Raw genomic sequence first — 13,169 nt, 5'->3', positions numbered from 1 at the left:
CTTAGAGCTTAGAGCTTAGAGCTTAGAGCTTAGAGCGATGAAGGCCATAAATAGCGTGGTCAATGATGCGACCATTCAAGTTTTCGTTACGCGTGATGATACCTTCTAACGTGAAATGTAAGCGCTCACAAACCTTACGGCTGCTTTGGTTACCGGTTGCGGCTGATATCTCTACCTTTTCCATATCTAACTCATTGAAAGCAATATCAATCAGCTTCTGGACAACGCGCGTCACAATCCCCTTTCCTTGGTATGTCTCAGATAACCAATAACCTATCGTCACCTTTTGCTTATCATGATCAATAGTATTGAAACTGCAGTTACCGACGACCTTGTCTTGATACACGATCGCACAGGTCATGCTTTTCCCTTCCGCATAATCGTGTAGCGAGCGTTGGATGAAGATCCTAAAGTCTTGCTCGGTTTTACAATGTGGCGGCCACACGAGCCATTGACTTAGGTACTCATTCTGGCTTTGTGAGATTTCCGCGTAGTGAGAAGCGAAGCTCTCTTCAACCAATGCGATGGAGAGTTCGTTGTCGATAACCGTTTTAAACATGTCTTTCCTTTTCTTATGGCTGCTTATTTAAGCGAATCTTAGTCGGCAGGCTATAATGTCGCATGATTTTTAATATGCAACCATTTGTAGCACGGATTTTTCGTGATACGTTGGTTCTATCACGAAACTCATTAAACCTTACAATAGTTGTGTATATAATCATTAGCTATGCATTAGTATTAGCGGCCTAAATATATAAAAAATATAAAAATGCTAGGCTTAAATAATGAATCAACATTGCCAGGACGTGACCGTGGACTTAAGGAAGGCTCTATTCGGTATTGCTAAGGCGCTTGATAACGTCGGTTTCGAAAGTAAAAATCATGGACAGAGAGTGGGCTATATCGCGTATCGATGTGCTCTGAGTGTGGGGTGGGAAGAAGAGCAAGCGCAGCTCGCGTTTTCGTTAGGCTTGATTCACGACTGTGGTGTCTCGCAAATTGATGAACAGCTCAGTTTAACGTCTGGGTTTGTACCTGACTCAAGCTATCACCATTGTCAAAAGGGCTACCAAATCTTAAAAGAGTGCCCAGTTCTTTCTATATTTGCTAAGCCGGTTCTTTATCACCATACTCCGTGGTCTGAGCTAAGGGCTATTCATATCAGCGAGTTAGAAAGAGAACTAGCTGCCATCGTGATGCTTGCCGATAGAGTCGATTATCTATACGGCATAACCTCTTCTGATCGTTATGGAAACCTAACACCAGATGGCAAAGCGAGCATCATTGAACGTTTGACTGAACAAGCGGATGAGATGTTCGAAACCAACCTTGTGCAACACATGTGCGAGTTGGTTGATTTGGATGACTTCTGGTTTTCTATGGAGATTCCATACATCGAGAACATGAGGGATAACTTTGAACCTGTGCCATTTTTCTCCCAGCAAATGTCGCTGGATGAGACGGTGGCCTTTGCCGAGTTTATCGCCAATGTTGTTGATACCAAAAGTTCGTTTACCTTTAAGCACTCTTTAAAGGTTGGGCAGCTTTCAGAATACCTCGCCAAACAGCTGGGTTATTCCTACACCACTCAGCGCAAACTCTATCTGGCTGGGTTAGTCCATGATATCGGTAAACTGCAAACCCCTAATGACATTCTGCATAAGCCGGATTTACTCACTGAAGAAGAGTATTGCTGTATTAAACGCCATGCAACGGACACTCGATTCGCATTGCAGGAGTTGTTCAGTTCACCTCAGGTTTGTCAGTGGGCATCTAATCACCATGAAAGGTTAGATGGTTCGGGTTACCCAATGGGAAAAACGGCGGAAGAGTTGGATCAACCCAGTCGAATTGTTGCTGTGGTGGATGTGTTTCAAGCGCTAACTCAGTCTCGACCTTATCGTGGAGGCATGACGTTAGAAGAGACTCTCGCTATTTTGAGGGACCACGTTGATAACTTTAAGTTGGATCGAGAAGTGTTTGAGTGCCTTAATAAACACGCGCAATATTGCTTTGAATTATCGACAGACAAACGAATGTACGCGTTTTAACGCCACTGAATGCTTTCGAGGTGTGACGCCTAAACTCATACTCGGTCGAAATGACTAAACACCAGAAACAGAAAAGCGATAGCCGAGGCTATCGCTTTTTTTAATGGGGGCTTATCAGGATTTTTAGATCGAGATTAGTATCGCTTTAAGATCTCGATGATCGCTTGCTCAGTTTCCGCTGCGATGATGGCATCAATGTCATTATCATTTTGGAACAACTCTGATAGCGCCATAATCGTGTGGATGTGGCTGTCTGAGTCCATTGCCGCCAGAGTAATTGAAAGATAAACGTCACCGTTGTCTTCCGACTCTAAATCAACACCCTTCTTGAATACTGTCACTTGCAGTGATGCTTCGTTCACACCATCCTCAGGACGAGCATGAGGCATCGCAATTTTTGGTGCTAGAACATAGTACGCGCCGATGTCCTTGTGCTTTTGCTTGATAGCTTGAACATAATCTGTTCATTTCATAACGTTCCGTTACAAACCCTTGTTATTGACTGATGACTCAATAAATTTAACCCGATGTGTGAGCGAATTTATATAAATAACAATTATGTAAAATATTGATTTTATGAATGTTTACTCATTAAGTCGATTTTTGTTAGAACAGCCTATTCAAAACAATAAGATAGGTAAATCTATGAAAAAACTCGTCAGTTTACTGCTCGCTGCAGTATCGTTAGGGCTTTCTGGTTGTGCAACGGTATTAACAGCAGAACAAAGTGCGCCTCAACTCAATGAAGTTCCACAGGAAAAAGCGTTGACCGTCGCTGTAATCGATAAGAGACCATACGTTCTCGATCATGATAAAGAGCCAAAATTTGAGGGAATTATTCGCAGTTCGTTAGGTATTCCTTATACCTACAACACGGCGACACAGCAGCCAATGTCTCAATTTTTGACTGACAGATTGGTCGCAGGCTTGAAAAAACAGCAAGTAGCTGTTGAGTCGGTTGAGACGACGCCTGAAGAGGATATCACCAAGGTTGCTGAGCAGATGAAAGCATTCGACAACAAATCGATGATGTTTGTCTTGAATGAGTGGAAGTATGACTTCCACGCATTTACGGATAACTCTTGGTACAACGTTAATGTGATTATCTATGATGAAGCTGGTAATAAGCTACTCAGCAAAAATTTCCAAGGCGAGAATGATGTACCTGATGGTGGTGCAATCATCAATGAGATGCAACTGATCTACAAACAGCGTTTTGAAGAGATATTCCGAGATGCTGAAGTGAAAAGTGCCCTGCTAAACTAGTTATTCCCACTTTGATCTCATATTTTTAAAAAGCCACACTCTGTGGCTTTTTGTTTTAATGATGGTTTTTTTTGCATTATTTCTTGCTGGGAAAATGAATTATTGCGAGAAGTAGTTCGATTTGTACGCTTTATGACCGCGCGATCGTTTGCGTCAAAAAATGTGATGAAAGTCTCACTTAACTGTTTATACTTCTTTTCCGGTTTTAAGCCGGTGCTTAGCCAATACAAGCCGTCACATGGATATGTGAATGACCCCACGGACCGGACCAGCTACGTTCCACTGCTTGTATAAGGTGATTTTTTACATGAACAACTCGTTGTTACATTCGCTAACCCTGTTAGCTCCTTCATCGCGTAGCGTTTTGCTTGCGGTTCTTTGTCCTGTTCCTTTGATGTCATTTGCTTGGCTCATGTTCACTCTTTAAGGATTACTAGGACACATTATGAATATTCTATTTGGTTTTGTCGGTGTTCTTGCACTGATTGCTTGCGCGTACCTGTTATCTGAAAGTCGTTCTTCAATTAACTGGAAAACGGTCTCTCGTGCACTATTACTTCAAATCGGTTTTGCAGCCTTAGTCTTGTATTTCCCATGGGGACAATTGGCGCTAACAAGCCTAAGTAATGGTGTTTCTAGCCTGCTTGGTTTTGCAGACGTTGGTATCGCATTCCTTTTCGGTGACCTTGCTACTGAAGGCTTCATTTTCGCGGTTCGCGTGCTTCCAATCATTATCTTCTTCAGTGCTTTGATTTCTGCGCTTTATTACTTAGGCGTTATGCAAAAAGTGATTCAAATCTTGGGCGGAGCGGTGCAAAAACTGCTGGGTACAAGTAAAGCTGAATCTCTGGTTGCTACAGGTAATATCTTCCTTTCTCAGGGTGAGTCTCCTCTTCTTATTCGTCCCTTTTTAAAGTCTATGACTCGTTCGGAACTGTTTGCTGTAATGGCAGGTGGTATGGCGTCGGTAGCGGGTAGTGTACTTGGTGGTTATGCTGGCCTTGGTGTTGAGCTTAAATACCTTATCGCTGCAAGCTTTATGGCGGCTCCGGGCAGTCTGTTAATGGCGAAGATCATTGTTCCTGAGCGCAGCACACCAAGTGATTACGACCATATCGAACTAGATAAAGCTGACCAAAGCAACGTGATTGATGCATTGGCAAGCGGCGCGATGAACGGTATGAAGGTTGCGGTAGCGGTTGGTACTATGTTGGTTGCATTCGTGAGTGTGATTGCGATGGTCAACACTGGCCTAGAAAGCCTAGGTGAAACGTTCGGTTTTGCGGGTATTACGCTACAAGCTATCTTTGGTTACCTGTTCTCGCCTCTTGCATGGCTGATCGGTATCCCAAGTGACGAAGTATTGATGGCGGGTTCTTACATCGGTCAGAAGATCGTTATGAACGAGTTTGTTGCTTTCATCGACTTCGTTGAGAACAAAGCTCTGTTATCTGAACACAGCCAAGTGATCGTGACTTTTGCTCTATGTGGCTTTGCTAACATTGGTTCTATCGCGATTCAGTTAGGTTCAATCGGTGTTATGGCACCAGAGCGCCGTGCTGAAGTTGCAAACTTAGGTTTGAAAGCTGTAGCTGCTGGTACGCTAGCAAACCTAATGAGTGCATGCTTAGCGGGTATTTTCATCCTGCTTTAAGCTATATTCAGTTAAAGCGGACACTTTACTTACGGAGTTAACGTAAGGAGGGTGTCCGCTTTTTTGTGCCTGTTAATCAGGCGAAATCAGGTTTTGGCCGTCGACTGTGATTTGTCTATCGTGAGTAAAAGCTCACTCGGAAGAGTAATAGAGCCAGTTCCTTTTATCCGATATACTTGAATATCATCAGGTTGCGATTAATAACATTCGGCTTCGATTAAGAACATTCGATTTCGATTGAGAATATTCGGTTCCGACTAAGCATATCCGCTTTCGATTAGGAACAATGGCAACCAAGCTAAATTAATCAAGGGTCTCTCCATGAACATTCGCGTTCTCATCGGTCTTATTGTTACCTTCATTGGCTTGTTTGCGATGGTTTACCTAATTGCTGGCGGCGCTCAGTTTCCTATCTACCAGTGGCCAAAAGAGGCTTATCTCGGTTTGGTGTTCAGCGTGGTGTGGGGGGCTGGTGTCACAGCGTCTGTAGCGTATTTCTTCTCGGCATTGGTGTTTGTTACTGTCGCCGTGGTTTGCTATGCGATCGGTTATAAAATCGGTGGGCTCTTTTCTTCAAGTTCTAAAGCTTAATCTTATCAAGGTGTGCTGATGTTCATTGAAGTAGGGCTGATTTGAATGCACTGGCTCGATCGTTGGAAGGTGTATCGCTATCATCGGAAACAAACTAACCGCTCGAATGGCGACAAGGCTAAAGCTTTAGGTTGGACTAGCGAAGAGAGTCAATTGTGTCGCTTTGAAGTGATCGCTCGCTCGGCTGATTTCGAAAAGAAGCGTGTTTTAGATTTGGGTTGTGGCTATGGCGAGTTGTTTGAACTGCTCGACAGCATCTATCGAATTCAATCTTACACCGGTGTTGACCAACATGCAGGCTTTCTAAAAAAGGCTAAGCAGAATTACACAGAAGATCGTTGTCAGTTTTTGTCGGGAGACATGAGCCAAATGAACCTTGAGGCGCATGACATTGTTATCGCCAGTGGTTCACTGAACTACATCTCTCGTGATTCTGACTATCTGACAAACATGATTACTCGTATGTATGAATTGGCGAATCAGACGGTGATTTTTAATCTTCTCAATTCAAGCCAATATCCTTCACGTAATACCTTGATGAGTTATCACCCTCAAGGTGTCTATCGTTTCTGTAAAACCCTATGTGATGATGTCTCTTTAATAGAGGGCTACGCAGAAGGGGATTTCACGATAGTGATGAACAAAGCAGTGTCTGGGGCTTGATGTCGTCTTTGTTTTTATCTTTACGCACGTTTTGATATTAACAACTTTTAATACGAGTACTGACGTAGCAAACAGTAAAAAGCCGCAGGCCTTGAAAGGTATGCGGCTTTTTGGGTTCTATGACCAACCTAAGTATCTAAGACCAGCCTAGGTATGCTGCTAGTTCTTCGGTGGTTGGTTTTTAATGAGTCCGTAAGGGATGTTAGTAAACACCTTAGGGTTGCCTTCATAAGTCGGCGCTTCATTCACTTGCTGCCAATCGAGTAGCATGATTGCTAATACGTTGCGGTGTTCACCGTACTCAAGGTCAAAATCGCCAGTAATTGAAGGGATCATGCCTTGTTTCTCATCGATTGAAGCTTGAATCGCGAGTCGAGTTTTCTCTAGAACTGGGTCATCTTCTAAACCTGCCAATAAGAAGGTTAATCCAACCTCAGCAATCACATCTTCTTTCGCACGCAGCAGAATCGTATCGATGTTTTCTCTAAAGTAATCGTAGATCCATTGATGGTCTTGTTCGCTTACTTGATGTTGGTAATATTCTGAGTCGCCGAAGATGACGTGTGTCATGCCGTAGAGTTTGTTGCCAAATTGCTGACTTGAAAGCTTCTTATCTTCATCGTCTGGGTACGCTTTTTTGAAGGTTTCGACAAACTCATCAACGACATCTTGTTCACCCAGTTGGCGCAGCCAGTAGACTTGATTGGCGAGTTGAGCCGCCCACGCTTTCACCATGTCTTCATTGGTCACGTATCGTGAGAAGTCATAGCGACGAATGATTTCGCGTAGCTTGGCATCGTTCTTGTGTTCTAAACCGTATTCGTTAGCACGAGCCATAGAGCCTAGAAGGTCAACACCAAGGTAAAGGTATTCAGGCATGTGCTTGGTGATGTTGTAGCGTCGAATACTGCGCTCATCGTTATCACCAATATAAGATGCAACTCGCTTCTCTGAGTAGAGTACGATTTGTTCCATGGTTTGAACGTCATTCGACAGGGTGCTGAGCTTGCTTGCCACTCGAGCCATGTCGCTCCACACCGCCGCTGAATACTTATCGTCTAATGTTTGACGATACATGCGCAGCCCGTAGTGACCTTCTTTGAATGCAGGCAGGGTGTAAAGCTGGCTTTCGTAGGTGGTGCGAATTAGGTCTGCAGATTGCTTGAAAGATTGTTCTTGAGAATTGAGCGAATCTGCTTGGGATTGAACGTTCACTGCGGTTGGCGCTTGAACGTTTTCTTGTGCGTGAACGGCAACCGAGGCTGATAGCAATGTACACAGTGTGATAGTTTTTAACTTCATGTCGTGAGGTACCAAGCTGATTATTAGTCTATGTAAAATAACATTGATGAATCCTTTAATGTAAGCGTTGAGTCAATACAATGTAAGCTTTATAAGGTTCACTAACCCTTTTTGATTAAACCATTCGTTTAGTAAAGAAGTTTGAAGTGATGGATCACCCAATATTTGATAGATAGTCGACGTTAGTATGGATTTTTAATGACTTAGCGGCATACTGGAGCAATAAGCCAGAAATGAGCCGTTATAAGGCAGTATATAGAACAATAGTGTTAGAGGTTCGTAAATGCCAAGTGGTTCTAGCAAGCAGTGGTCTGCCAGAGTAGTAGCTTTTCTTTTTTTTCTTGCGATAGTAAGCGCAATTGAGTTCTTTCATGCCAAGCAATTAACTTTTCTTAAAAACGAATCGTATTCAGAGGCAAAAAAGCAACTATCCATTATTCGTTCTCGGATTGAAGCCGCGATCGTGTCAGATATGTATATCCTCAATAATTTCTCGACCTTAGTGACCATCAACCCCGATGGAGAGGTAAAAAATTGGGATAAGATTGCAGAGAATATCATTCAAGATGGCTTCCATATTCGACTTATCGGACTCGCCAAAGACGACATTCTAAATTTTGTTTACCCGATGGAAGGTAATGAGCAGATTCTCGGTATTAATTATCGTGATCACCCAAATCAATGGGAGTCTGTTGAGATAGCCCGTAATCTTGGCAACACCTTTATTGCTGGTCCTTTTGAGCTGTTTCAAGGTGGGCAAGCCCTCATTACACGTACTCCGATCTTCCGAGATCCGCCTTTTAATCAAGATTATTGGGGTGTCTCCAGTGCTGTTATCGGTTTAGATGAGCTGTTTGAAGATGTTGGAATCGGCAAGATAGAGAACAAGTATGAATTAGCAATTCGTGGTGCAAACAGTTCAGGGAAAGATGGCGCTGTCTTTTATGGCACTCAGGATGTGTTCGATAATGCGTTCGCCACTGAACAGGTGAGTTTCCCATACGGGGGTTGGTACCTTGCTCTCTCCGGTAACGAACATGTATTGATGGATGAGCCTTGGTATCGAATCCAAGCGGTAAGGCTGGTAGGCTACTCCATTATATTAGTGTTGGCGTTTGCCTTCTTTACTATTTATCGTCTGTACCGGATTGCAGATAGCCGCTCTATGCATGATGAGCTAACGATGTTACCGAATCGTCGATACTTCATGTACAGCCTCAAACAGGCCTTCAAAACCACTCAAAAACAGAGAGCGAGAACCTTTGCTGTTGTAAATATCGACCTCGATGGGTTTAAAGCAATCAACGACACTTATGGTCACGCGGCAGGCGATCAGGTATTGATCGAGTGTGCTAACCGCATAAGAAGTGAGCTGCGTGTTTCAGATATCGTTGCAAGGATAGGCGGTGATGAGTTCTTGGTCTTGTTGCCACGCATCATCGATGATCAACACGTATCTTCAATCGTGACTAAACTACGAAAGGCGATATGCTCGGCGCCAGTTGTGTACGAAGCGCACTCTATTTATCTCAGAATCAGTGTGGGTTGGGTTATTCACAATAGTAACTACAATGATGTCGATGCGCTCTTGAAAGCCGCTGATGAAAAAATGTACGAACAGAAGCGACAAGTTATCTAGGTTGAATTTTAGCTGCGATTAGAATTTAGTTGCTGAATGGGGGGAAAAGCCTCAGAATACCGCGCTTTGCTCCGTATCAATGTATTTGATGAGCAAAAGCTGAAGCAACGCACTTTTTAACGTGTTGCTCATACTAAATGTTATTCAACTGAGAAAATAATCTATGAGTTTTACCTCCCTTGGCCTTTCTGAACCGATCCTTAAAGCTATTGAAGCACAAGGTTACGATAAGCCATCACCAATACAAGAGAAAGCCGTGCCAGCTGTCCTAACGGGCAAAGATGTTATGGCCGCTGCTCAAACAGGTACAGGTAAAACTGCAGGCTTCACGCTACCTATTCTTGAAATGTTATCGAAAGGTACTCGCGTACGTCAGAACCAAGTTCGTGCGCTCGTGCTAACGCCAACTCGTGAGCTTGCTGCGCAAGTGAATGGCAGCGTAGTGAAGTACGGTATTAACTTACCGCTGACTTCGACGGTCGTGTTTGGTGGTGTGAAGATTAACCCTCAGATGCAAAAACTGCGTAAAGGCAGTGACGTGTTGGTGGCAACACCTGGTCGTCTCCTTGACCTATACAACCAAAATGCAGTGCGTTTCGACCAACTAGAAATCCTAGTGTTAGATGAAGCAGACCGTATGCTAGATATGGGTTTCATCCGCGATATCCGTAAGATCTTGGCTTTCTTGCCTAAGAAGCGTCAGAACCTACTGTTCTCAGCGACGTTCTCTGATGATATCCGCAGCTTAGCGAAAGGCTTAGTGAACAATCCTGTTGAAATTTCAGTAAGCCCTGCAAACTCGACGGCAAAAACGGTTGAGCAAAGCATCTACCCAGTAGACAAAAAGAAAAAAAGCGCAATGCTAGCGAAGCTAATCAAAGATAACGATTGGCGACAAGTGTTGGTGTTCAGCAAGACGAAACACGGTGCTAATAAGCTTGCTCGCTTCCTTGAAGAGCAAGACATCACTGCTGCACCTATTCATGGCAACAAGAGCCAAGGTGCACGTACTAAAGCCTTAGAGAACTTCAAAACAGGTAAGGTACGAGTACTTGTTGCAACTGATATCGCTGCTCGTGGTATCGATATCCCACAACTGCCTCAAGTAGTTAACTTCGATCTTCCTCATGTATCAGAAGACTATGTACACCGTATCGGTCGTACTGGCCGTGCTGGTGAAGTAGGTAAAGCGATTTCATTGGTTTGTGCGGATGAAGTGGGTGAGCTGTTCGGTATTGAACGCCTTATTCAACAAGTGCTAGAGCGTCGTGAACTGGAAGGTTTCTCTCCAGTAAACAAGTTACCTGAGTCTCGCTTGGATTCACGTCCAATCAAGCCTAAGAAACAGAAGAAAGCAAAACAGCCACGTGAGCATGCTGATGGTCAACGCTCTGGTGATAACGCTCGCGGGCACAAGCCAGCAGGTAAGAACAAGCGTCATGTAGCTGGCAATGGTTCGGCGCCAAAGCGTAAACCAACATCTGGAAAGAAACCGGCTGAAAACAATTCAGCTGCGACAGGTGAAGATAAGTCAGTAAGAAACAACGGCAGCAACTTTAAGCGCGGTAGTGCGGGCAATAAACCTGCTGCAAATAACGCGGGTGCTCAGAACACTCTAAGCAAACCAAGCGGTGCGGGTAAATCTAACGGTACTGGTAAGCCAAATAACGCGGGTAAACCTGCAGGCAAGCCTAAGAAGTCTGGTTACGGCGGTAGCTACGGCCCAAGCAAGTCGTCAAATAAGCCAACAGGCAACAAACCTTCACCGTCGAGAAGCCGCTCTAAGCCAGCTCCTCAGAAGTAGAGTCTATTAGATAGACCATAGAGGTCCAATAACGAGAATGTCTCACAGGAGAGTTCTCGTTGATTAGTGACTTTTTACTGTCTAACTCAAATAAGCGCGAATATTGGATCTCAATGTTCGCGTTTTTTTATGGGCGTTGTTATGGGTGTTGTTTATGTTGAGTAACCTAGGGAGAGGTTTATTGCTGTTTAAAGTGATTGAATCTAAGGGAAATATGGCATTTTGGGGAAGGGTAATGAATCTTTAATGATTTATTAATAACAACATAATCACTAGCGTTTTTGTTTAATTTCGCAATTTGCAATTCCAGTTTGCAAAACAAACAAGGATATACGGCTAATACGTGTCCAGATGCGTAGTAAATACGTGTTTTAAAAGTTGGCACGCATACTGCATTAGTAATGGTGACCCTTCTTAAGCCGAGGGTCACCTAGCCAACTGACGTTGTTAGTGAACCTTTTTTGTTCACACAAAATATATGACCAATCACCCTTATTGTGATTGGTTTTTTTTTGCCTGAATTTTAGGTTCTATTTTTTGTTATTACTTTTTTACTCACCACACTTCGAGTAACAGCTTGGTTGGCGTGGGCATTCTCCACCTCTGGAGCAGATAAGCCTCGCCTCTGTCTCAATCCCACGTTCAATCCAATTTATATTTAGAATCTTGGCTATTGTCGTGAGATCTTTCTTGATGTTACGCGGAATTGCCACAGAGCCACCATTGTTAACGCATGACGCTTTTAGCTGCTCTGCTATGTCTCTTGAATTACCGCCTTGAGCATCAATCGCAGGGTTGAGATCTATACCAGCACACAACACACGATTGTTACCCGCAGGGTCCGTCATATTGATGGATTCACAGCAGTAGATCCTTGGCTCATCACCCACATTCAAAATGGAGATTTGAGCCGAGCTTCCCGCTCGAGGTTCTGATAATCGACGGAACACAGCCCAATGTTGACATGGGTCAGCGACCGTTCTCATATTTCCCCAAGGCAGTGGAATCCCGTTCCCGCGATATACCGCCTTGAGTTTCCCCGGCCCATAAGCATCAAAGTAGTGCCAGTGAGGGTAGGGCGATACTACAGTCATTCGACGCATCGCAACAGAGGGGGAAACCCCTGCTCTTTTGTGAACGTCGATTTCGTAACCAGTGCGGTCAAGTAGCTGCCTAAACGGGACTTTCGGGCACAGAAGTGCGCCAGCAAAGAAGCTGGATTCAAAGTCTCGCCATGCTTGAAGAATATCTTGGGAGTTGAGCTGTGAAGATCCCGATATCTGGTTGTCGTCCCACGTGTTGTTGTTACCGACCGACAACACACTCTTTAGGCCCTCTTTGCTGTGCAGAATGCAATGACCGATATAAACCGAAAGGTCGTATTTCAGACGGGTTGGGTACTCTTTAAGGATCTCGTTTAAGAAGATAGTACCGGGAGGCTCAAAGAAGGATGTCACCAACTGCTTAGCGTTAATTCCGAGCTCATCGACTACGTCTTGCGGCGTTCGCGTTACCCAGCGGATGTTGATTCCTAGGCTTCTAGCGATGTCTATCAGGTCTTCTACGCTGAGGTTAAGACGTTTTAAGCCTACTTCTTCCGCAGCGCGCTCAAGGTCAGGGAAGTGGTTCTGGTTGCTCTCTTGGTGTGCTCGAATCAAGAGGTGCGCAAACTGGCGGCCTGAAATGCCCGTTTGTGACAGCATCTCAGGAATCGCAATTTGCAGGATGTCGTTTGAGAATAGGAAGCTCGGCTCGAGCGCCATGCCACTTATCCCACCACGATTCCCCTTATCAGGAGCAATGGCTTGTTGTTCAGATTCGTCGTCGAGGAACCACGTCGGATTCTTCTGAAAGACCTGTGCAATCACTTCCAGCATATCGATGCTCGGAACCCGCTTTCCACGTTCAATCATTGAAAGGTAAGAAACGGAAGGAGCACATTCTGGGTCGATTCTAATACAACGCGCAGACAGGTCTTCCATCGTTAAATGGTTACGTTTTCTTAGGTTACGTATTTTCGTACCTAGGAAATGTGACTGACGAACTAAACTTTTTGACAAGGCCATATTTGTAAAATTCACATTGTAAAATTTTTGTTGTGAAATTGTATGTAAAAAAGCGCTAATCTACAAACTAAGCAATTCACAAAATGACAAATAAATTAAACGTTAGTTTGGAATAATTGCTCTAGGACACATT

10 protein-coding genes and 1 pseudogene are annotated in these 13,169 nt (G+C 44.0%); 7 read left to right on the top strand and 4 right to left on the bottom strand.

The window, feature by feature from the left end; translation table 11 throughout:
* Positions 1-22: 22 nt before the first annotated feature.
* Positions 23-559 carry a GNAT family N-acetyltransferase gene (locus ACED41_RS14885; protein ID WP_017064876.1) on the bottom strand — a complete coding sequence of 179 codons (537 nt, stop codon included), beginning with the start codon at positions 557-559 and terminating at the stop codon, positions 23-25.
* 226 nt (positions 560-785) lie between these two features.
* Here ACED41_RS14885 and ACED41_RS14880 point away from each other — a divergent pair, with 226 nt between their 5' ends.
* Complete coding sequence (locus tag ACED41_RS14880) at positions 786-2,051, top strand: HD-GYP domain-containing protein (RefSeq protein ID WP_029235617.1); 1,266 nt, start codon at positions 786-788, stop codon at positions 2,049-2,051.
* 134 nt (positions 2,052-2,185) lie between these two features.
* Here ACED41_RS14880 and ACED41_RS14875 read toward each other — a convergent pair.
* Positions 2,186-2,509: pseudogene (locus ACED41_RS14875) on the bottom strand (PTS sugar transporter subunit IIA); the annotation flags it as partial.
* A gap of 187 nt (positions 2,510-2,696) precedes the next feature.
* Here ACED41_RS14875 and ACED41_RS14870 point away from each other — a divergent pair.
* From ACED41_RS14870 to ACED41_RS14855, 4 genes are all read left to right on the top strand, one after another.
* On the top strand, positions 2,697-3,317 hold the full coding sequence (locus ACED41_RS14870) for a hypothetical protein (protein ID WP_017060596.1): 621 nt from the start codon (positions 2,697-2,699) through the stop codon (positions 3,315-3,317).
* 445 nt (positions 3,318-3,762) lie between these two features.
* Positions 3,763-4,971, top strand: a complete 1,209-nt coding sequence (locus tag ACED41_RS14865) for a NupC/NupG family nucleoside CNT transporter (RefSeq protein WP_017060598.1) — start codon at positions 3,763-3,765, stop codon at positions 4,969-4,971.
* A gap of 321 nt (positions 4,972-5,292) precedes the next feature.
* Positions 5,293-5,562, top strand: a complete 270-nt coding sequence (locus tag ACED41_RS14860) for a hypothetical protein (protein WP_371725204.1) — start codon at positions 5,293-5,295, stop codon at positions 5,560-5,562.
* 45 nt (positions 5,563-5,607) lie between these two features.
* Entirely contained in the window at positions 5,608-6,225 is a 618-nt protein-coding gene (locus ACED41_RS14855; RefSeq protein WP_371725203.1) for a class I SAM-dependent methyltransferase, read from the top strand.
* A gap of 159 nt (positions 6,226-6,384) precedes the next feature.
* Here the strand turns inward: ACED41_RS14855 and ACED41_RS14850 are convergent, their stop codons facing one another.
* Complete coding sequence (locus tag ACED41_RS14850) at positions 6,385-7,527, bottom strand: DUF3541 domain-containing protein (protein WP_017064867.1); 1,143 nt, start codon at positions 7,525-7,527, stop codon at positions 6,385-6,387.
* Between the two features lie 283 nt (positions 7,528-7,810).
* Here ACED41_RS14850 and ACED41_RS14845 point away from each other — a divergent pair, with 283 nt between their 5' ends.
* On the top strand, positions 7,811-9,166 hold the full coding sequence (locus ACED41_RS14845; RefSeq protein ID WP_371725202.1) for a diguanylate cyclase: 1,356 nt from the start codon (positions 7,811-7,813) through the stop codon (positions 9,164-9,166).
* A gap of 163 nt (positions 9,167-9,329) precedes the next feature.
* A complete protein-coding gene (locus ACED41_RS14840) occupies positions 9,330-10,970 on the top strand; it encodes a DEAD/DEAH box helicase (protein WP_102428774.1) in 1,641 nt (546 codons plus the stop codon).
* A 551-nt stretch (positions 10,971-11,521) separates the two neighbouring features.
* On the opposite strand, the gene ACED41_RS14835 is transcribed toward ACED41_RS14840, so the two are convergent.
* A complete protein-coding gene (locus ACED41_RS14835) occupies positions 11,522-13,051 on the bottom strand; it encodes a DUF3612 domain-containing protein (RefSeq protein WP_082153947.1) in 1,530 nt (509 codons plus the stop codon).
* Positions 13,052-13,169 lie beyond the last annotated feature (118 nt).

This window comes from Vibrio sp. 1F255 (assembly GCF_041439145.1).
GTDB classification, from domain to species: domain Bacteria; phylum Pseudomonadota; class Gammaproteobacteria; order Enterobacterales; family Vibrionaceae; genus Vibrio; species Vibrio crassostreae_C.
Note: the sequence above shows the minus strand (reverse complement) of the source record. Positions and strands in the feature narration are given on the sequence as shown.